At 62.8% G+C, this 22405-nt stretch carries 13 protein-coding genes; 6 read left to right on the plus strand and 7 right to left on the minus strand.

The genetic code is table 11. The features are described from left to right. The first annotated feature begins 83 nt into the window (after positions 1–83). The 5 genes from AC0L25_RS08835 (at position 84) to AC0L25_RS08855 (ending at position 14223) form a co-directional block, all read left to right on the plus strand. The gene (locus AC0L25_RS08835) at positions 84–8645 is read left to right on the plus strand and encodes a glycoside hydrolase family 94 protein (protein ID WP_473595138.1); all 8562 of its coding nucleotides are present in this window, start codon (positions 84–86) and stop codon (positions 8643–8645) included. Between the two features lie 358 nt (positions 8646–9003). Further along, positions 9004–10776, plus strand: coding sequence for a glucan ABC transporter ATP-binding protein/ permease (locus AC0L25_RS08840; RefSeq protein WP_473595139.1), 1773 nt, complete (start codon positions 9004–9006; stop codon positions 10774–10776). A 96-nt stretch (positions 10777–10872) separates the two neighbouring features. Further along, positions 10873–11634, plus strand: coding sequence for a heme ABC transporter permease (locus AC0L25_RS08845; RefSeq protein ID WP_473595140.1), 762 nt, complete (start codon positions 10873–10875; stop codon positions 11632–11634). 225 nt (positions 11635–11859) lie between these two features. Then, positions 11860–12546: an outer membrane protein gene (locus tag AC0L25_RS08850; RefSeq protein WP_473595141.1), complete on the plus strand. Its 687-nt coding sequence runs from the start codon at positions 11860–11862 to the stop codon at positions 12544–12546. A gap of 45 nt (positions 12547–12591) precedes the next feature. Next, positions 12592–14223, plus strand: a complete 1632-nt coding sequence (locus tag AC0L25_RS08855; protein WP_473595142.1) for a tetratricopeptide repeat-containing sulfotransferase family protein — start codon at positions 12592–12594, stop codon at positions 14221–14223. A 33-nt stretch (positions 14224–14256) separates the two neighbouring features. Here the strand turns inward: AC0L25_RS08855 and AC0L25_RS08860 are convergent, their stop codons facing one another. Further along, on the minus strand, positions 14257–15315 hold the full coding sequence (locus AC0L25_RS08860; protein ID WP_473595156.1) for a D-TA family PLP-dependent enzyme: 1059 nt from the start codon (positions 15313–15315) through the stop codon (positions 14257–14259). A gap of 153 nt (positions 15316–15468) precedes the next feature. Between AC0L25_RS08860 and AC0L25_RS08865 the strand changes: the two genes are divergently transcribed. After that, positions 15469–16155: a D-lyxose/D-mannose family sugar isomerase gene (locus AC0L25_RS08865; RefSeq protein WP_473595143.1), complete on the plus strand. Its 687-nt coding sequence runs from the start codon at positions 15469–15471 to the stop codon at positions 16153–16155. Between the two features lie 140 nt (positions 16156–16295). Here AC0L25_RS08865 and AC0L25_RS08870 read toward each other — a convergent pair whose 3' ends face one another. From AC0L25_RS08870 to AC0L25_RS08895, 6 genes are all read right to left on the minus strand, one after another. After that, the gene (locus tag AC0L25_RS08870) at positions 16296–17162 is read right to left on the minus strand and encodes an RDD family protein (RefSeq protein WP_473595144.1); all 867 of its coding nucleotides are present in this window, start codon (positions 17160–17162) and stop codon (positions 16296–16298) included. After that, on the minus strand, positions 17149–18180 hold the full coding sequence (locus AC0L25_RS08875; RefSeq protein WP_473595145.1) for a stage II sporulation protein M: 1032 nt from the start codon (positions 18178–18180) through the stop codon (positions 17149–17151). Before AC0L25_RS08875 ends, AC0L25_RS08870 begins: the two co-directional genes overlap by 14 nt. Further along, on the minus strand, positions 18177–19487 hold the full coding sequence (locus tag AC0L25_RS08880; protein WP_473595146.1) for a DUF58 domain-containing protein: 1311 nt from the start codon (positions 19485–19487) through the stop codon (positions 18177–18179). Before AC0L25_RS08880 ends, AC0L25_RS08875 begins: the two co-directional genes overlap by 4 nt. Beyond that, positions 19484–20440: an AAA family ATPase gene (locus AC0L25_RS08885; protein WP_473595147.1), complete on the minus strand. Its 957-nt coding sequence runs from the start codon at positions 20438–20440 to the stop codon at positions 19484–19486. The genes AC0L25_RS08880 and AC0L25_RS08885 overlap by 4 nt, the downstream gene beginning before the upstream one ends. Next, positions 20427–21431, minus strand: coding sequence for a DUF4350 domain-containing protein (locus tag AC0L25_RS08890; RefSeq protein WP_473595148.1), 1005 nt, complete (start codon positions 21429–21431; stop codon positions 20427–20429). Before AC0L25_RS08890 ends, AC0L25_RS08885 begins: the two co-directional genes overlap by 14 nt. Positions 21432–21628: 197 nt before the next feature. Further along, positions 21629–22255, minus strand: a complete 627-nt coding sequence (locus AC0L25_RS08895) for a DUF4129 domain-containing protein (protein ID WP_473595149.1) — start codon at positions 22253–22255, stop codon at positions 21629–21631. Positions 22256–22405: the final 150 nt, after the last annotated feature.

Genomic DNA, 22405 nt, shown 5'->3' on the forward strand with positions numbered 1-22405 from the left:
TGCAACCAATTGCATTTGAATCGGTTTTGGGGACATTGCCGTGGCGGTGACGCCGCTCTGCGTCTCCCTCTACGGAATTTTCAATGAATATTCAGACGACCCTCACCCAAATGGAAACGACGAGCGCGGGCTTTCCGGCCATTACAGAGGAGCCGATTCGCTCCAATTTCCTGCCGGAAGAGCGCCTGCGCACGCTGGGTACAAGCCTCGCCAAGGGTGACGTCAAGGATCTGTTCGGCCTGGAGCCGTTCGACTTTCAGCCACGCGTCCGCGACAGCGCCAGCAAGATTCTCGAAGTCTACCGCTCGACCAATGCCGCGCAGGCGAGGGGCGAGACGATCACACCGGCGGCGCAATGGCTGCTCGACAACAACTATCTGGTCGAGGAAACCATCTTCCAGGTCAAGCGCGACCTGCCGCGCCGTTTCTATCGGGAGTTGCCGACACTGAAGCTGTCCAACGGCGCCAGCGTGCCACGCGCGCTTGCGCTGGCCTGGACCTATGTCGCGCATTCGGACAGCTCCGTCTCTGCGACCATGTTCAAGGCGATCGTCGAAGGCTTTCAGTCCGTCGAGCCGCTGAAGATCGGCGAGCTCTGGGCGCTGCCATCGCTGCTGCGCTTCGTTCTGATCGAAAATCTTCGCCGGATCGCGGTCCGGGTCAATCGTACCCGTCAGATGCGTCAGATTGCCAACGAGGTTGCTGACCGCGTGCTGGCGATCGACGACAGCACCGACCGTCAGGCGATCTTGTCGAACTACGTCGCCCATGCACAAGACACTACCTTTGCCACCCAACTGCTCTACCGCCTGCGCGACGGGTCGCAAAATGCCGGCAGGGCGCTGGAATGGCTGGAGGGCGAGCTTGAAAAGTCCGGCTCGGATGCCGAGGAAATCATCATCAGCGAGCATCGCACGCTGTCCGGCGGCAACGTAACCACCGGCAACATCATCCGCGGCCTCAGGCTTATCAACGATATCGATTGGACGGTTTGGTTCGAAGGTGTCAGCCGCATCGATACCTTGCTGCGCGAGCGCACCGATTTCGCCGCGCTCGATTTCTTCTCGCGCGACCAGTACCGGACCGCGATCGAGGAAATGGCGCGCCGCTCCGATCGTTCTGAATTCCGCGTTGCTGAAAAGGCGATCGAACTCGCCGGCCATGCCGCTGTCGCCGATATCACCGGCACCGGTCCGACCGCTCACACCGACGTCGGGTTCTTTCTGGTCGGGCCGCGCCGGCTCGAACTGGAAAAGGCGATCGGCTATCGGCCGACCGTTAGCGTTACGATCAAACGGGCGTTCCGCAAGACCGGATGGCTGGGCATTGTCTTGCCGGTGTTCGCGCTGACAGTCCTGCTTCTGGTTCTCTCCGGCAACGCCCTTGCCAGCCTCGGCCTGTCCATAGGGTCGATCGCCTTGATGCTGGCGCTGTTTGCCGTGCCGGCCAGCGAAGGCGCGCTTGCCTTCTTCAACACTGTCGTATCGTTGTTCCTGAAGCCCACGCGCCTCGTCGGCTACGACTACAGACGCGGCATGCCGCCCGAGGCCCGCACGCTGGTAGTGGTGCCGTCGCTGATCGGCTCGCGCGACGACGTCGAGGAGAACATCCGCAATATCGAAGTGCATCACCTGGCCAACACGGCGGACGAAATCCATTTCGCTCTGCTTTCGGACTGGCCGGACAGCAAAACCGAAATCGATGCTGCGGATATTGAGATCCTCCAATATGCTCGCGACGAGATCGCACGGCTGAACGCCCGCTATCCCAGCGAAGGCGCGCCGCGTTTCTACGTCCTGCATCGCCGGCGGCTCTACAATGAATCCCAGGGCGCCTGGATGGGCTGGGAACGCAAGCGCGGCAAGCTGCACGAACTGAACCTTCTGCTGCGCGGTGACAGTGACACCACCTTTCTGCCGCTGGATGTCCCGTTGCCTGAAAACGTCATTCATGTGATGACGCTGGACGCCGACACGCGCACCACCCGCGATGCCGTCGCCAGTTTGGTTGGCAAGCTTTGCCATCCGCTCAACCGCCCGCACTATGATGCGGCAAAGCGCGTTGTCACCGCCGGCTACACCATCCTGCAGCCGCGCATCACCGCCTCGCTGACCAGCGGCGACGACGCATCCTTCTTCCAGCGGGTCTTTTCCGCCAATCGCGGCCTCGATCCCTATGTCTTTGCCGTCTCGGATATTTATCAGGACGTCTTCGGCGACGGCTCCTTCACCGGCAAGGGCCTCTATCATGTCGACGCCTTCGAAGCGGCGCTGAAGGGCCGCATCGACGAAAACACCATCCTCAGCCACGATCTGCTCGAAGGCGCCTTGGCACGTGCGGCGCTGGTCACGGACGTCGAACTGGTCGAGGACTATCCGACCCGCTATTCGGTCGACGCGTCGCGCCACCATCGCTGGGCACGCGGCGACTGGCAGCTTCTGGGCTTCATTCTCGATCCGCGCTCCGGCGTGCCGGCGCTGTCGCGCTGGAAGATGGTCGACAATCTGCGCCGCTCGCTGACGCCGATCTTCTGGGTGATGGCGGCGATCGCCGGCTGGACGCTGCTGCCTTTCACGCAGGCCGCGCAATGGCAGGCGCTGCTAATCCTCACACTGTTCATGGCGCCGACATTCGACATCGTCCACGCCATCTTGCCGAAAAGCGGCGACCAGACGCCGCGCGGCCATTTCTCGGCGCTGGCGCGCGACGTTGTCTTCGGCACCGCCCTGGTGGCTCTGAAGATCGTGCTGATGGCGCATCTCGCCTGGATGATGGGCGATGCCATCATTCGCACGCTCTACCGCCTGTTCGTCAGCCGAAAGAACCTGCTCGAATGGCGCACTGCCTCGCAGGCTCACAAGAACGGCGACAACGATCTCGGCTCCTATTACGGCATGATGTATGGCGCGGTGATTGTCGGCGTCGTCGGCCTCGCCATCCCGGTTGTGGCCGATTCCACCGGAGCTTTCGTCGCCTTCTTTTTCGCGCTGTTCTGGATCGGCTCGCCGGCCTTCGCTTTCTTTATCAGCCGCTCGGCCGAAACCGAGGACCGTTTGCGCATATCGGCGGCCGACATCCATGCGCTGCGCACGGTTGCGCGGCGCACATGGCATTATTTCGAGACCTTCGTAACGGCCGAGCATCACAATCTGCCGCCCGACAATTTTCAGGAAAGTCCGGCGCCTGTCGTGGCGCCCCGCACCTCGCCGACCAACATCGGCGTTTATCTCCTGTCGGTGGTTTCGGCCCGCGATTTCGGCTGGATCAGCCTGTCCGACGCCGCCGCGCGCATCGACGCCACGATGTCTACCATCGAGAGCATGCCGCGTGAGCGCGGCCATCTCTTCAACTGGTATGATACGACGACGCTGAAGCCGCTCTACCCGCTCTACATTTCCGCCGTCGATAGCGGCAATCTCGCCGGCCATCTGGTGGCGGTGGCGGCAGCCTGCGCCGAATGGGCGGAAGCGCCTGCAGTCCACCTTCAGGGCGACTTCGAGGGTATTCTCGATACGGTGACGATCCTCGACGAAAGCCTGGCGGAGTTGCCTGACGACCGCCGCCAGTTGCGGCCGTTGCGCCAGCGACTCGCCGATCGCCTCGACGGCATGCGGCGCGCGGTTGAATCGATCAAGGCACAGCCCGAGATGGCGTCGATCCGCACCATCAACCTGGCCGTTCTGGCTGGCGAGATCCGCAAGCTCGCCATCGCTATCCATACCGAGGCCGCATCGACGCAGAGCGACATAATCGCCGACTGGGCGGCGAGACTGGAAGCCACCTGCGAAGCGCATGTCCACGACGCGCATAGCGACGACAGTGCCGTCGAAGCGCTGCGGGCCAAGCTTCTTTCGTTGCGCGAGCGCACGCGCCGCTTCGCCTTCGAGATGGATTTCTCCTTCCTTATGAGGAAGGAACGCAAGCTCCTGTCGATCGGCTACCGGGTCGAGGAGCATCAGCTCGACGAAAGCTGCTACGACCTCCTGGCTTCCGAGGCGCGGCTGACCAGCCTGTTCGCCATAGCCAAGGGCGATCTGCCGACGGAGCATTGGTTCCACCTCGGCCGGCCGATCGTGGAGATCGGGTTCAAGGGCGCGCTGATGTCCTGGTCCGGCTCGATGTTCGAGTATCTGATGCCGCCGCTGGTGATGAAGGAGCCGCAGGGCAGCATCCTCAATCAGACCAGCAAGCTCATCATCAAACGCCAAATCCAGTACGGTCGCTCGAAGAACGTGCCCTGGGGGATTTCGGAAGCGGCCTACAACGCCCGCGACCGCGAACTGACCTACCAGTACACCAATTTCGGCGTGCCTGGGCTCGGCCTGAAGCGAGGTCTTGGCCAGAACACGGTGATTGCGCCTTATGCGACCGTGCTGGCGGCGCAGTTCACCCCGCGTGAATCGGTGCAGAACCTGGCCAGGCTGAGGCGGCTCGGCGCCCTTGGCCGGCACGGCTTCTACGACGCGGTCGATTTCACGCCGCAGCGCGTGCCGGAGGGCACCGACCATGTCGTCGTGCTGAACTACATGGCCCACCATTCCGGCATGTCGATCGCCGCCGTTGCCGACGCCATCTTCGAAGGACGCCTGCGCGACCGTTTCCACAGTGATCCGGTGATCGAGTCGGCCGAGTTGCTGCTGCAGGAAAGAGCGCCGCGCGACATCCCGACCGCCACCGTCAGGACCGAGGCCGACGAACGGTCGAAGGACGAAACGGAAGTCGAGAGCCCCGATACGCGCATCGTGCTCAACCCGCTCAAGGCGCTGCGTTCGACCAGCGTCATGTCCAATGGCCGCTACTCGGTCATGGTTACCGCAACCGGCTCCGGCTATAGTCGCTGGGGCGAGCTTGCCGTCACGCGCTGGCAGCCGGATCCGACCGAGGATCGGCTTGGCTCCTATATCTTCCTGCGCGACTCCGGCACCGGCGACTGGTGGTCGGCCACCGCCGAGCCGAAGCGTGCCGCCAACGAAGAGGTGCAGACGCTGTTCTCCGATGACAAGGCGAGCTTCGTCAAATCGGTGGGACCACTGCGTTCGGAGGTCGAATGCATCGTCATCTCGGAAGGAAACGGCGAAGGCCGGCGGGTGACGCTCTACAATGACGGTCCGGTCGACCGGCATATCGAAGTGACTTCCTTTGCCGAGCTGGTGCTGGGCTCCGAGGCATCCGACAACGCGCATCCGGCGTTCTCGAAAATGTTCGTGGAAACCGAAATCGCTGCGAACAACGGCGCGATCTTCGCCACGAGACGCAAGCGGGAAACGGACGAGCCTGATGTCACCTTGGTGCATTTCGTCACCGACCCGTCTGGGTCGACGCGCGACGCCGAGGCCGAAACCGACCGGCGCGCCTTCATCGGCCGCGGCCGCACCATTACCGAGGCCGCCGCCTTCGATCCCGGCGCCAAGCTTGGCGGCCATTCCGGCTTCACGCTGGATCCGGTCGCAGCACTTCGCCGACAGGTGCGCGTGCCGGCCAACAAGAAGATATCGCTGACCTTCTGGACTGCCGTCGGCGCCAATCGTGCCGAACTCGAAGATGCCATTGCGCGGCTCGATCATCCGGAAGCTTTCGCCCGCCAGGCGATGCTCGCCTGGACCCGCTCGCAAGTGCAGACCCGTCATCTCGGCCTCAGCCTTGCCGATGCCGCCAATGTGCAGAATCTGGCGCGCTATCTGATCTATCCCGATCCGTTCCTGCGCCTTCCGGCCGAATCGATCGCCTCCGGGCTCGGTAAGCAGTCCAGTCTGTGGCCGACCAGCATATCCGGCGACTTTCCGATTTTCCTGGTCAGGATCGGCGATGTCGCCGACCTCGAAATCGTCGCCCAGGCGCTCCGCTTCCAGGAATATATGCGCGCCCGCGGCATGATGATCGACTTTGTCGTCGTCAACGAGCAGGCTTCATCCTACGTGCAGGATCTGCAACGGGCGGTCGAGACGCTGTGCGAGAACAGCCGTTTGCGCGGTAAGGAGCTAGGACCCCGCCAGCACATCTTCGCGCTGCGCCGCGACCTGATGGACGAGGCGACCTACAAGACGCTGCTCGCCGTCGCCCGCGTCGTTCTGCACACGCGCAACGGCACCATCTTCGATCAGATCGAGCGCGCCGAGGCCGCTGCGCTGCAAGCGCGAGACGCGTTGCAGCCGGCGGGTGCCGTAACGCTTCGTGAACCGTCTTTGCCGGTGCCGCAGCCATGGGCTGCCCAGGCTTCAATCGAAGGCACTGTCGACGGCAGCGGGCTCAATCAGTGGAACGGTTTTGGCGGCTTCGAGGGCGACGGACGCCACTATGTCGTGCGTCTTGCTGGCCGGCGCACGACGCCGCAGCCCTGGATCAACGTCATCTCCAATCCCTTGTTCGGTTTCCATGTTTCGGCTGAAGGCGCGGCCTTCACCTGGAGCCGAAACAGCCGCGACTATCAACTGACGCCGTGGGCGAACGACCCGGTCTCCAACCGGCCCGGCGAGGGCATCTATATTTACGATCATGCCAGCGGCCGGGCGTTCTCACCGCTGGCGGCGGTGGTGCGCGATCCCAGCATGCCCTACGAAACATGGCACGGGCAGGGTTTTTCGACCTTCCGTTCGAAGCACGGGCCGCTGTCGATGGACCTTACCCATGTGGTGGATCCCGTCGATCCGGTGAAAATCTCCCGATTGCGCATCCAGAATTCGGGTTCCGTGCCGGCGCGCCTGCGCGTCTATGCCTACGCGGAATGGGTCCTTGGCAGCCATCGTTCGCGCACGGCGGCGACCATCGTTCCGTCCAGGGATGCAGCGACGGGCGCCTTGCTGGCCCAAAATCCCTACGGGCTCGACTTCAGCGAGCGGGTCGCCTTCCTGGCCGCCGACGGAGCGGCGCATTCTGTGACGGCCGACCGCGGCGAGTTCATCGGCCGGCATGGCTCCAGCGAACTTCCGCATGCCGTGCTCAGCGGCGCCAGCCTGTCGGACCGCGTCGAGGCCGGCGACGATCCTTGTGCTGCAATTGCACGCGACGTCGACATCCCTGCCGGCGGCGACGTGACGCTGCTCTGGCTGCTCGGCGATGCAGCCTCTGCCGAGGAAGCCAGCGCGCTGGTACAGCATCATCGCAGCAAGGATTTCGATCAGCGGCTCACTGACAATGAACGCACCTGGCGAGGGTTTCTCGACACCATCCAGGTCGAGACGCCGGACAAGGCGCTCAACGCCATGGTCAACCACTGGCTGCCCTATCAGAGCCTCGCCTGCCGCATCCGCGCCCGTTCGGCGTTTTACCAGGCGAGCGGCGCCTTTGGCTTCCGCGATCAGTTGCAGGACACGCTGGCCCTGCTTGTCCACGACCCGAAACTGGCGCGCGACCAGATCCTCAACGCGGCGCGCCGGCAATTCCCCGAAGGCGACGTGCAGCATTGGTGGCTGCCACGAACCGAGGCAGGCGTCCGCACCATGATTTCCGACGACGTGGTCTGGCTCGCCCATGCCACGGCACACTACTTGCAGGTGACCGGCGATACCGCGATCCTCAGGGAACAATTGCCCTTCATCGACGGGCCGCCGTTGGAAGAAGGCGAGCACGACGCCTTCTTCACCCCGGAGATCTCGAAGAAGACCGCTTCACTCTATGATCATTGCGCGCGCGCACTTGACCTTGCCATCAAGCGCAGCAGCCCTGCCGGATTGCCGCTGATCCTCGGAGGCGACTGGAACGACGGCATGAACCGTGTCGGCGAGCACGGTAAGGGCGAGAGCGTCTGGCTGGGCTGGTTCCTGCTGAAGACGCTCGGCGACTTTGCACCTGTCGCCAAGGCGGAAGGCGATACCAAGCGCGCGCAAGCCTGGACAAAACACGCCGCCGTGCTGAAGCGGGCGCTGGAAAGCACGGCCTGGGATGGTGAATGGTATCGTCGCGGCAGCTTCGACGACGGCACGCCGCTGGGGTCGCGCGGTTCGCAGGAGTGCAAGATCGACTCGATTGCCCAGTCGTGGAGCGTGCTGTCGGGCGAGGGCGATCCGGCGCGGTCGACGACGGCGATGCAGCAGGCGATGAAAATGCTTGTCGACGACGAGCTCAAGATCGTCAAGCTTTTCACCCCGCCCTTCTCCAGGACGGAACAGAACCCAGGCTACATCAAGAGCTACCCGCCAGGTGTCCGTGAAAACGGCGGCCAGTACACCCACGCGGCGACATGGTTCGTCATTGCGCTCGCCGAAATGGGGCGCACCGACGACGCCTACCGTTGTCTCTCGATGCTCAACCCAGTCAACCACGCGCTCGACGAGACCGCTGCCGAGCACTACCGCGTCGAGCCTTATGTCGTCGCGGCCGACGTCTACGCCGGGCAAGGCAAGGGCGGCCGCGGTGGCTGGACCTGGTATACCGGCTCGGCCGGCTGGCTTTATCGCGCGGCGGTCGAGGGCATCCTTGGCATTGAGCGCAGGGGCGAGCGCATTCAGTTCAGGCCGAAACTCCCCAGCCATTGGGATGGTTATACAGCAACGCTCAAGGTACTGGGGGCCGAACTCAGGGTTCGCGTCGTCCGCGACGCCAAGGTCAAAGCCATCTCGCTAGAGGTAGATGGTAAAAAGACGAAGGCTTCGTCTTTCGAACCGAACGCCGGCGATAAGGCTGAGGTGGTCGTCAGGATACCGGCGTAGTTCCAAGCATTTTAGCGTTTTTGCACGTCTTGTGGATACGCGTTGTTTAAGATTGCTCTAGAAATTCTATTGCGCATGAGCTTTCCCAAAAGCCGATGCAGGCTTTAGGGATTCGTACATGACCAGTTGCTGATTAAAACTGCGGCAGTGCTTGCAGCCTGCCACGATTTTGCCGCAGGACTGACATTTTACCTTTTTTCTCAAACCGTTAGGCGATCACGACAGATTTCGCAGCGTCGCCATCTTTTGTTCGCGAATTGGGAACTGAAGGGGTACACGAGCATTGTTTCGCGACACGTCAACGGGTACGTGTAGAAAATGATGCAGTGCACAATAACAATTTGCCGGAGTAGCTGAAGTGTCCCTTCTGCAGATCTACTGGAGAGCGCTTGGTTATCTCGCTGCCGACAGGAAACGCGTAGCGTTTATCTGCGGGGCGAATGTCGCGCTGGCCATTATCGCCATCCTTGAGCCGATCATGTTCGGACGGGTGATCGATGCTATTTCGGACGGCGGCTCGGTCTTTTCGACGCTCGCCGTATGGGCCGGTATCGGCGTCTTCAACGTCGTCGCCTTCGTTCTGGTGGCGCGCGGTGCGGACCGCTTTGCCCATGCACGACGCAGCGAGGTTCTTTGCCAGTCATTCGAGCGCGTGATCACCATGCCGCTTGCTTGGCATCATCAGCGCGGCACCTCCAATTCCCTGCATACGCTTCTGCGCGCGGTCGAGACCCTGTTCAGCCTCTGGCTCGAGTTCATGAGGCAGCATTTGTCCACTGTCGTCGCACTGGTTCTGCTGGTGCCGACGGCGCTCAGCATGGATGTTCGCATGTCGATGGTCCTGCTGGCGCTGGGCGCGCTCTATGTCGGAATCGGGCGGCTGGTGATGCGTCGTACCAGGGAAGGCCAGGCGTCCGTGGAGCGGCATTTTCACCAGGTGTTCGCGCATGTGAGCGACTCGGTCAGCAATGTCGCCGTGCTGCAGAGCTACAATCGCATCGGCCACGAGACCGACGCCTTGAAGCGCTATGTCAAGAATCTGCTTGATGCCCAGTATCCGGTGCTCGACTGGTGGGCACTGGCCAACGCCCTGCACCGCCTGTCGTCAACCATTTCGATGATGGTCGTGCTGTTGATCGGCTCCTATCTGGTCATGCATGGCCAACTGCGTATCGGTGACGTCATCGCCTTTACCGGCTTTGCCACGCTGCTGATCGCCCGGCTTGACCAGATGTCAGCCTTCGCCAACCAGATTTCGGAAGCCAGGGCCAAGCTCGAGGAATTTTATCGCCTTGAGGACTCCGCGGCCGACGCCGCCGAGCCGGACGGTTTGCGCGACCTCGGCAACGTCACTGGTCATGTGCGTTTTGAAAACGTCAGCTTCGAATTCGCCAATTCGGGGCAGGGCGTGAACGATGTGTCGTTCGAGGTCCGTGCCGGCCAGACCGTGGCCATCGTCGGTCCGACGGGCGCAGGCAAGACCACGCTCATCAATCTTTTGCAGCGCGTCTTTGCACCGTCCAGCGGCCGTATCCTGATCGATGGCATCGATACCCGCACTGTGACCCGCAAGTCGCTGCGCCACTCGATCGCCACCGTGTTCCAGGATGCGGGCCTGCTCAACCGCTCGATCGAGGACAATATCCGCGTCGGGCGCGCCGAGGCGACCTATGATGAGGTCCACGCCGCCGCCAATGCCGCCGCCGCGCAGGATTTCATCCTGTCGAAGAGCAACGGCTACGACACGGTCGTCGGCGAACGCGGCGGACAACTTTCGGGCGGCGAGCGCCAGCGTATCGCGATCGCGCGCGCCGTGCTGAAGGATTCGCCCATCCTGGTGCTCGACGAAGCGACCAGCGCGCTCGATGTCGAGACGGAAGACCGTGTCAAGGAAGCGATCGACGAATTGCGGCGCGGCCGCACCACCTTCATCATCGCCCACCGCCTGACCACCGTTCGAGATGCCGATCTGGTCGTGTTCATGGACAAGGGCAAGGTGGTCGAAATGGGTGGCTTCGCCGAATTGTCGATGCGCAATGGCCGCTTCGCCAGCCTGCTGCGCGCCGGCGGCCTGCTCAACGACGAGGAAGTCCGCCGCCTCAGCCGCGCCATCACGGACGAGGCCGCCTGAGCTCCTTCCCTTCTCCGCTGTGGGAGAAGGGAAGGTCCCGCCTGTGACACCACCACTCGATTGCCCCAAACGCGTCGCCGGTTTATGTAAAGCCGCATGAGCGACTGGACTTCACGCCTCAGCGGCTGGATGGATTTCGCCAACCCGACGCGGTTTGTCGGGTTGGCCGACAAGATGGTCCCGTGGCTGGCGACCATCGCCACACTCCTCCTGGCTGCCGGGCTCTATATGAGCTTCACGGCACCGGAGGATTTCCAGCAAGGCATCACCGTGCGCATCATGTATATCCATGTGCCATTCGCCTGGCTGGCCATGATGTGTTTCACGCTGATGGCGGTTTTCGCGCTGGGCACGCTGGTGTGGCGCCATCCGCTGGCCGATGTTGCGCTGAAATCGGCGGCACCCATCGGCGCCGTCTTTACAGCACTCGCGCTGATCACCGGCTCGATCTGGGGCAAGCCGATGTGGGGCACCTGGTGGGTGTGGGACGCGCGGCTGACCTCGGTGTTCGTGCTGTTTCTGATGTATCTCGGCATCATTGCGCTGACGCGGGCACTCGACGATGCGGCGCGCGCCGCCTGGGCCGCCGCAATCATCACCCTGGTCGGCTTCATAAACATCCCGATCATCAAGTTCTCGGTCGACTGGTGGAACACGCTGCATCAGCCGGCTTCGGTGTTCCGCATGGGTGGCTCGACCATTGACCCCTCTATGCTGAGGCCGCTGCTGGTGATGGCGCTCGGCTTCACCGTGCTGTTCTTCGCGCTCCACCTGATGGCGATGCGCACGGAAATCCGACGTCGCCGGGTCATTTCCATGCGCCGTGTCGCGGCGAGGCAGGCCGATAAGCTCCATTAGTGGGGCACCTGCTCGGCCGTCATTGGCCCCTCATTCTATTTCGCCCGACAGCCTCACATATCCTGCCGTCAACATTATTTGTGACGGACCGAAGCAGGGATGTTGCAATGTTGCAACAGAGATTTCTAGAAGGTGGACCCTGGTCTCATTTTCACTTGTTGACAGCTAAGCCTTGCACCAGAAGTGACGCATTATGTTTGCCTGTCAATATTCGTGGGGGTGGATTTGTCGACGGATGTACGTCTGCTTGCTGGTGTCTCCGCAACGGCCCTGATGCTCGGCTGGAATTCGGCCAATGCCGCCGACGCGGCGGTCGAAGTTCCGGCGGCCCAGGATCTCTGGTATGTCACACTGTTTGGTGGCGCCAGCTTCCCGAATCGCGTGAAAACACATGCCGATTATTACAACAACGACTTTTCGATGGACTTCGACACCGGCTTCGTGATCGGCGGCGTCGTCGGTAGGCGGATCAACGATGTGTTTCGGGTCGAAGGCGAACTGTCCTATGCCCGCTACAAGGCGAATTCCTATCAGGAGGGTGTAAGTGCCTGGCTTCCGGCTGACGGGGATTTGTCCGCTACCTATCTGCTCGCCAATGTCTGGGCCGACGTTGCTCATTTTGGAGATGCCAAGCTCTATGTCGGCGGCGGCATCGGCGCCGCCTATGTGACCGCCGACACAACTTGGGATGGTCACCTTTATGGATACGGATCTGGTGGGTGGGGTTTCGCCGGCCAATTGGGAGCCGGTGTCACCTACGCGCTGGCGCAGAATATCGACCTCGATTTCGGCTACAGGTTCAAGGCCGTCTCCGGCGTCGACTTCGATTCCTCGCGCGACAGCGATGCTGTATTCTCGAACGGCAAGTTGAATTCCCACAATCTGCAGCTTGGCGTTACATTCAAATTCTGATTGGTCACGCTGATTGCCGTGATATCCGGCGATTGGGGGTGAAGCATGCCACTGTTGCCACGCCGGCAGCCTGTCGGTCTACCGGCCATGGTCCAGGATTTTCTCCCGGCCGCTGGGGAGTCGGCGCTGGAGACGTTGCAGCGCGGCATCGACCTGCAACGCCGCAAGCGGTTTCGCGAAGCCGAGTTCTGCTATCAGACCGTGCTTCGACGTCAGCCCAAAAATGCCATGGCGCTCAATTTGATGGGCACGCTGGCGATCGAGGCCCAGCAAAATGAGACGGCCATCGACTTTATGAAGAGCGCGGTCAAGCTCGAACCGGGCAACGCCATTTTCCGCAACAATCTCGGCAATGCCTACAACCTGATCGGCAACATAGAACTAGCGCGCAAACAGCTGAGAAAAGCGATCGAGCTCGACGGCCGGCTTGTCGAGGCATTGTGCAATCTCGGCAAATCCTACCGGAGCCAACTCGAGGGCGACGTCGCCGAGGGTTTCTATCGCCGTGCGCTGGCGGTCGACAGCCAATCGCTGACGGCGCTGGTCGGTATGGGCGACCTGCTCACCGACATGGGCCGGCAAGCCGAGGCGGTCGAATGCTTTGGCCGCGCCATCGCCATCGACAAGGCGAATGTCGAGGCGCTGTCCGGGCTGGCGCTCGCGCGTCGGGCCGTCAAGGGCGATCCAGCTCTGGCGTTGGTGCAAACCCGCCTCGAACTGCCGATGACCACCGATCGCGAGCGGGTTATCCTGCATCACGCCGCCGGAAAAATCCTCAACGACCAGCATGAGTATCGCCTGGCCATCCGCCATTTCGCCCGGGCCAAGGCAATCTCCGGCAATGATTTCGACATTGCCCTGCACACGCGGCTCTATGACAGCTTCATCGAGACTTTCGACGCCGGCTTTCTCGAAGCGCGGCCAAAATTCGGCAATCCGTCCGAACGGCCGGTCTTCATCGTCGGTATGCCACGCTCAGGAACGACGCTGACCGAGCAGATATGCGCCAGCCATCACGATATCTATGGCGCCGGCGAGCTGCCGGCGATCCGTTCATTGGCCGGCGAACTTGGATTCGACCAGCCTGATCCGGCGATTTTCGCCAAGGCCATGGCGACGCTCACACCAGCGAAGGCGAGGGAACTCGGCTCGAAATATCTCGACCATCTCAACAAGCGCAACGGCAAGGCGGCGCGTGTAGTCGACAAGATGCCGCATAATTTCGAGCTGCTAGCCTTCATAAGCCTCATTTTGCCAAATGCCCGCATCGTCCACTGCCGGCGTGACCCGATGGACAATTGCACGTCCTGTTTCATGCACAATTTCTCCGATGCTCACGGCTACAATGCTGATCTGATCAAGCTTGGGCAGTACTACCGGCAGTATGATCGCTTGATGCGCCATTGGGCCAAGGTCGTTCCGTTGCCTATCCACGACATGCCCTACGAAGAAACCGTGGCCGATTTCGAAACCCGCGCTCGTGGATTGATCGGATTTCTCGGCGTGGAATGGGACGATGCTTGTCTGCATTTCCACGAAACCGAGCGCACGGTACGAACGCCAAGCCGCTGGCAGGTGCGCCAGCCGATCTATTCGTCCTCGGTAGAGCGCTGGAAACTGTACGGCGACGCCCTCGATCCATTGAGGGCTGCACTGGGTCAGCTCGTCCAACCCTGATCCAAACGGTCGTTCGGCCGAACGAGATCGAGCTCACCCCATGCGGCCACGCGCCGCTACCGGCAGCGTCTCCAGCACGCGTTCTCCGTCGACCAGATGCACCTCGTCGAACAGATTGGTGACGACGCAGCAATGGTCGGGCACGATTCGCACGCGCTCGCCGATACGCAGCCTGGCGTCGCCGGAAAGCGTGACGTTGCCGTGCTCTTCGCTGAGGCCGGTGACGGTGGCGCCCGGAACGCCCAGCAATTCGCCGAAATCGGGTAGCCCCAGCGTGTCGCTGGACAGGGCCTTGCTGCCGGCATCGAGGATGGCGCGCGCCGGTGTCGGATGGCTGACCACCGTCGACAATACCGTCAGCGCGCAATCGTCGAGGCTTCCGACGCCTTTGGCGACCTGGTAGCGGTCGAGATAGATGTAGGTGCCGGGGCGGTATTCGGTGACGACGCTGTCCTCGCCCGAGCGCCATAGATCCGGCGTGCCGCCGCTGGAGATGCGCTGGCATTCAAGGCCTGCTGCCGACATGGCATCGCGCGCCCAGGCAAGCCAGTTTTCGGCTTCCGCGGCGCGGCCTGCCGCCGGATAGGTCATCAGCCCGCCGAAGGCGAGCCCTTTGACGATGTCGATGGCTTTGGCCAGATCGACTGCCTCGCCGGGGCTCTGCACGCCGCAGCGGCCCATGCCAGTGTCGCATTCCACCAGCACGGTCAGAGGATGGCCGGCATCGGTGAAAATCGCCCATAGCCCTTGCAGCGTGTCCATGCTGTCCACCGTCACCGACAGGGTTACGCGGCCATGCAGCGCCTTAAGGCGTTCCAGCTTTGCGCGGCCGAGAATATTGTAGGGCAGAAAAATATCGGTCAGGCCGGCATCGGCCATCACCTCGGCTTCACCGATCTTCTGGCAGGTGATGCCGACCGCACCCGCTGCGATCTGCTTCTTTGCCCAGTAAGGCAGTTTGTGGGTCTTGATGTGCGGCCTGAGCTTCAGCCCATGGCGGTCGGCATGGGCCTGCGCCCGCGCGATGTTGGCTTCGGCGCGGTCGACGTCGATCAGGATCGCCGGTGTATCGAGGTCGTCTATGCTCAGCATGGAATGCCACTTATCAGGAAAACTGGTTGCGGTTATGACCTTGATCGGACCGGATGTCATGAGGCCAGCTCATGCAGTTTACATCGACACCGGATCGGCGTTCGGCTATTCGGTTTGGAGATCGCCTAGGCCGACGGGAAGGAAACCACGACCATGAAACGCTCAGACATCAACGACATCATCCGCGACGCCGATGCCTTCATCCGTTCGTTCGGCTACATCATGCCGCCCTTCGCCTATTGGTCGCCGGACGAGATGAAGACGCGTCGGCAGGAATCGTCGGCCATCTTCTCCTCCCGGCTCGGCTGGGACATCACCGATTACGGCCAGGGCAAGTTCAACGAACTCGGCCTCTTCCTGTTCACCGTCCGCAACGGCCGCTACGAGGACATGAAGAAGGGCATGGGCATGCTCTATGCCGAAAAGATCATGATCTCGCGCAAGGATCAGCTGTCGCCAATGCATCGCCACAACATCAAGGCCGAAGACATCATCAACCGTGGTGGCGGCAAGCTGGTGCTGGAACTGTTCATGCACGATCGCGATGGCGGCATCGATTCGAAGGCCGAGGTATCGGTGCCTGTCGACGGAACCATCCACAGGCTGCCGGCGGGCGGGCTCCTGAAGCTCGATCCAGGCCAGAGCGTGACGCTGCTGCCGGGCGTCTGGCACGCCTTCTGGGCCGAGGGCAAGGATGTGCTGATCGGCGAGGTTTCGACCGTCAATGACGATCTCACCGACAATGTCTTCCGCGAGCCGATCGGCCGCTTCGCCGACATCGACGAGGATGTCGCGCCGCTGCACCTCTTGGTGTCCGACTACGAGAAGTGGGTGGGTTAAGGCAGCGGCTTTGGAAAGGTGCATCAGTGAGTCTGCTAAACTCTTCCCAAGACCCAGACACTGCTGCCTGAATTGCGCGCTCAATTCTGGATTCTTCAGTGCCGCTTATTTTGATCTGCATCGCCTCCGGCCTCTTCAGCCTACCGATCATGCTTGTCGGCTCTGCGGTTGCCCAGCAGTAGCTTTCGCTCGAGATGGGCTCGCAGGTCGCCGTAATACGCCGTCAGGAACGGGCGGGCATCATGCGCCTGCGGCGTTGAGCCGATCTTGCGTCCGATCGTCTCGGCCACCGCCCGCAGCGCGAAATAATCGTCGCGGCGCAGCACCTCCTCCAACTTGTGGAGCTCGGCGATGCCATAGGCGTCGAGTTGGGCATGGCTGAACTGAAAGGCCTTGGCGACCGGATCCTGTCTTGCCGACAGATCCTCCATCAGTGTGCGCTTCGGCGCCTCGACGACCCAGGTTCCCGCCAGCAGGTCGCCAATCCGCAGCCGGTCGCGATTGAAAAGCGGGAACAGAGCGAACAGCAGCGCCCACACCAGTCCGAAGACTGTCGTCAGCGTATCGGCGACGCCCATCCCACTCCGTCCGGCGATAATCGACAGCGGCAGAAAGACTTCGATCTCGCGCATCAGATTGCGGGCGATGACCTGATCGACCGACAGGCCGGCTCCGTTGCGTGACGCCACCCTGATGCCGACGATCCGCTTGCCGGGCGTCGACGCGCGCCGGCCCGCCTCGAAGGCGATGAAATAGGCGTTGCGCAGAAAAAAGATCGCGATGATCCAGACGATGAAAAGCGGCTGCATTTTATCGGTGCCCAAGCCTCTTACCCCAAACAGCGCGACAATCGTGACCGCGATTGCAGCCGTGGCGATAAACACGACATCGAGCAGGAAAGCGGCAGCCCGTGTGCCGGCGTCGGCCAGCTTTATCTGGAGATCGACACCTTCAGGCGTGATCAGCGAGCGCATTGTCGCCAGCGCGGAGCGTCTAGCGGTCGCCATTCCGCACCACCTGGAACAGGTAGAAATAGCCGATCCACAATGCGAGCATGCCGCCGCCAATGGCATAGCGCGTGACATCGCTGGTGATCGTCTGCCTGCCGATGCCCTCGAGCAGTCCGGCAAACAGCAGCATGACCGAAACGCCAACCATCGCGGTCGCCGCGACGCGTCCCGCATGGGCCGCTGCCGTCATGCGGGTCAACTCGCCGGGAAAGGCGATGCGCGTGCCGATGCGCATGCCGGCAGCGCCGGCCAGTGCGATGGCGAACAGTTCGGTGGTCCCGTGAATGGCCAGCCAGCCGCCAAGTTCCATGCCAAGCCCCTTTGCCCAATAGACTTGGAACAGCGCACCCAGCATGCAGCCGTTGAACAGCATCAGCAGCACTGTCGGTGCGGCGAAGGCAAATCCAAGGGCGAAAGCCAGGATTGCGACCTGGACGTTGTGGGTGAAAAGATAAGCGGCAAAGCCTGACAGAAAGCCATTGTCGCCATCATAAAGCATGCTGCGCAGCAGCTCGGCCGAAGCCTCGGGGCCGCGGCCGGCGGCGAGGCCCGACGGGATGATCGCGTCGAACCAGTCCTTGTCGGACGCTACCAGCCAGGCGCCGGCGCCGATGCCGACAAACATCAGCGCCACCGACACCAGCGTCTCGCGCCACAAATCGCGGATGGCACCGGGCCAGTCATGCAGGAAGAAATCGGCGATGCGCTGCCGCAGCCCGCGACGTGCCCCGTAGAGGTAGAAGTAACCCCGCAGCGACAGGGATTCGAGATAGGCGATCAGCGCGCTGTCGAGGGATGTCGCTCTCGCTACCGAGAGGGAAGACAATGCCGATCGGTAGAGCAGCGGCAGCGACAGCAACTCGTCTTCCGACAGCGTCCGCGGCGCGCGTTTCTCGACGCGGGCGAGAAGCGCCTCGAACGCATTCCAGTCGGCCTCGCGCTCCCGACGGAAGCTGGCCAGCGACTGGCGTACGGCATCACCGCGTCCAGCATCGCCGGGTACTGGCGCAGTCACAACAAATCCTCCCGCTTGAACTGCAGGTAGCGCTCGACCAGTGCCGGCCCCAGCCTTTGATGGTCGGCTTCGATCACATGCGCGCCCAGCAGCCGCAACCGGCCGATGACGACCTGCCTTTCGCGCAAAAGCCCGCCGGCGACGACGGCGCGGGCCACATCCTCGCCCGACAAAGGCGGCATGTCGGTCAAGCTCTCCAACTCGACATCCCTCGTCATCATGAACAGCACCAGATGCCGCTCGGTGAGCCGGCCGACGGTGCGCAGCATCAATTCCGCGCTGATCGGATCGACGAAGTCGGTGAAGATGATCACCAGAGAGCGCCGGTCGAGCCGCGCCGCAAGCGTGGTCAGCGCCAGGGTGAAATTCGTCTCCTCGTTGGAATAGTCGATCTCCGCCGCCCGCTTCTGGATCATTGCGAAACTAGCCGAGCCGCGCACCGCGCCGCTCGCGACGCGCGGCCGCCCATCGAAGCTGAACAGGCTGACCATGTCGCCGCCCTTGAGCGCGATGAATCCCGACAGCAAGGCGGCCGCCACCGCCCGGTCCACCTTCGGTACACCGTCGACCGGCTCGCACATCAAGCGTCCGCTGTCGATAGCCAGCACGATGTTGTTGTTCTCCTCGATGCGGAACTCGCGCGCCAGAAGCCTGCCGTGGCGGGCGCTGCGCTTCCAGTCGATCATCCGCCGGCCCATGCCGGGCTGATAATCCTTGAGCGCCTCGAACTCCCGGCCCTGTCCGGCCCGGCGCTGGGCGTTCCCGTCGGGCAGGGCGTCGCGCTGCAGCAGCGTGATCGCTTGGTCGCGGGCGCTGCGGACGTCGGGCAACACTGCCACCTTGTTTTCCATCGGCAGGACGACCTGGTTCCAGACCAGTCCGAACGGCCCGCGCCAGCGCACCCACAGACGATCGAAGCTGGCGATGCCGCGCCGCAGCGCCTGAAACCGAAGGTCGAGCGATCCGCCGTCGCTGGTGGGAGCCAGGGGGCCGCCGGTGCCGCCCATCGGCGCCAGGCGCGCATCATGGCCGACGCGCGCCTCCAGGGTCCGCGTCCGGCTTGAAAAATAGGCGGCGACATGAACGGTGAACTGCCCGCCGACGCCGACCTGCGGCGGCGCGTGGAGGCCGGCGTCCAGCGATGCCCGCCCGCGTCCTGCCGCGGCGTCCGCCGCCAGGAAGGCGAGCAGCATGCAGATCCACAGCAAACCGAGATACCACAACGACGGCAGCGCCAGCGCGACCAGGAAGGCCGGCACCGCGCCTGCCGCCGCCGCCCACACTGCTCGGCCGCTCGGATAGATCAACGCGGCGCTTCCGTCTGATCGACCAGGTCGGAGACGATCTGCTCGACCATGCGCCCATCGATCTGCGCGGCCGGCGACAGGATGACGCGATGGCGCAGCGCCGGCACCGCCAGCGCCTTGACGTCGTCTGGGATCACATAGGCGCGCCCATCCAGCGCCGCCCGCGCTCGTGCCGCCCTGGCCAGCATGGCGCCCGCGCGTGGACTGGCACCAACCTCTAAATCGGCGGTGTTGCGCGTGGCGCGCACCAGCGAAGCGATATAACCGACGACGTCGTCGACAAGTGTGACGGAGCCGACGGTGGCGAGCGCGTTCTCCAGTGTCTTGCGGTCCGCCTGCGCCTTGATGCCGTACTGCGCAATGTCGTGCGACGCGGAGCCGCCGCCGTGATGGATGATGATGGCCCGTTCCTCCTCGGGGCCGGGATAGCTGACCCGGTGCTTGAACAGGAAGCGGTCGAGCTGTGCCTCGGGCAGGGGATAGACACCCTGATGCTCGATCGGGTTTTGGGTCGCGACCACCATGAAGTTGCGGCCCAGCGAATGCGTGGTGCCGTCGAAGGTGACCGCATGCTCCTGCATCGCCTCCAGAAGTGCTGCCTGTGTCTTGGGCGGCGTGCGGTTGATCTCGTCGGCAAGCAAAAGATCACAGAAGATCGGACCGCGCGTCAGCGTGAACTGTCCGGTCTGGAAATTGTAGATGTTCGATCCGACGATATCGCCAGGCATCAGGTCCGGCGTGAACTGTATGCGCCCGTAGGCGACACCCAGAGCCTGGGCGAAGCAGCGCGCGGTCATTGTCTTGGCCGTGCCCGGAGGGCCTTCCAGCAGGATATGCCCGCCGGCGAACAAGGCCGTCAGCATCAGGTCGACCGTGTCGTGCTGCCCGGTGATCGCCTTGGCCACTTCTTCCCTGATCCGTGTCGCCAGGGCCTTCACATCATCGACGTTCACCGAGCCTCCTTGCCGTCCAATCGTGCAGCTGTTTCGCTGCCTCGTGCATTTGTGTCAGATTTTTCGCTTCGCCGACGGCCTGCGCCCGCGTGGTGAATCCTCTGGTCTCGTCCTTGTCGCGGGAATCGAGCCAGTGGTCGAGCGCTTCTCCTTGCAATCCCTGCGGTGCTCCCAGCAAAGCGCCGGCGCGCACCCGCATCAAGGCCGCGTAACGGCCTCCCAGTTCCTCGAGCCGCCCGGCGCGCCGCAACAGCATCGCCGTCGTATCCACCAGCGCGCGCTTGCCAAAGGCGATGGCGCGCAATTCGGCGCGCGGTGGGCCGAAACGGCCGAGGCCGTGCAGGAAAGCCAGCGCCGCCGCAGCCAGGATCGTCAGTGTCAGCGCCAGAAATGGCGGTTCGACCAAGAGCTTGGCAAGGTCATATTTTCGCCCCGCGCCATGCAGCGTGAGATCGAACATGACTGGGCCCTTTTCGGGTTGCAGCAATGCAATCAGGTCGAGCGCGGCTGCCGCCTTGTCGGAATCTCCTAGCGCGGCGTTATTGATCAGGTCGGGGTCCGTCAGGATATAAAAAGGCTTGTCATCCAGTTCGGTGAGCACAGCCTTGTCGTTCCCGGCTGCTATGATTGGATGCTCGTCCGCCACCCACTGCAATTCGTCGGGGGCGGCAACGAGCCGGCCTTCGACGTCGAGTTGCTGCACCGTGCTTTGGCCGACGCCGATCTTTGCATTGGCGATCCGGCCGAGCCATTGATTCACCACGGAATCGGGCAATCGCCCGAATTTCATGTTCCATCCTTCGTGCTCCTCCAGCGGCAGGGTCTGCCATTTGGGGAGGACGAAGAGGGTAACCTGGTCCTGCCGAAGTTCGAGAATGTGGTCGAGCGCCGCGCGATCGCTCTCGGGCGAAATGGTGACGATCAGCAACATGTCGGCACCAAGCTCCTGATCGGTCCGCGCCATGGAAGACGGGTTGCCGGTCAGCCGCATCCATTCCGCAAGGCCCGCATAGCCGACGCCGCTTTTCGACAGCGGCGTCGCGCCGCCGTTGCCGGGTTGGCGGAAGTCGGGAGCATAGGTGGACAGCAGGAAGAAACCCGCCGCCGCAAGCAGGCTGGCAAAAATACCCCAGAATAGCGTTCTTCGATTGAACGGTTCCTGTGCCGCTGGTTCAATCGTCGTCGCGCTCATATCCAGGCATCCCGGAAGACGAAACGCTCATAGGCGCCGCGTGCTTCCCGCCAGCCCTCGGCGCCGACCGGCCGGCGTGCGAACAATGCGGCTTCGACGATGCGTGCGATCTCAGTGAAGGCGCCACGCGCCCGCGCCGGGATGGCGGGGGCGGCGGCGATGTCGCGCGCGGTGAGCGACGGCCGCAGGAAATCCGGCAGCCGGCCGGCAATATCGGCGACACTGCGGCGAAGCAGGAGATGAACCGCGTCGTCATAGTCGCCTCGCGCGGCCAGCGCGTCGGCTTCCGCCAGCAGGATCTGCGCGGCGCCGGCGTCTGGACGCCATGCTTGTGCCGCCTCGGTTTCGCGCCGCGCGCGCTGCCAGGGCAGGCGCCAGGCGATACCTTTCATCTCGAGAAAGACCAGGAGCAGGATGATCGCGGCACCTGATATCACCGCCCCCCAGAACAGATAGATCATGTAGGGACCGAGCGACGACAACAGGTCCAGCAGCGGCTTCAACCAGTCGGGTGGCTGGGGTGGCACATAGGCCGGCAGATCGAACTGGATCGACTTGTCCGAGATCAACTGCTCATGCGCCTTTGCCAGCCATTCGGCTTCCGCTGTGCCTGGCTGTGCCACTGCCAACCGCTCCCCTGCAACCTGTGGTTCCCCAGCTCGACACTGGCAATGCGGCAAGACAATTGCAAGTGGACTAGGCCGTGTGGACAGTTACCGCAACCATAGGACAATAGCCGCGAGAGTGACAACGGCGCGGTAATTGCGGGCGGT

This window comes from Mesorhizobium sp. WSM4813 (assembly GCF_055811555.1).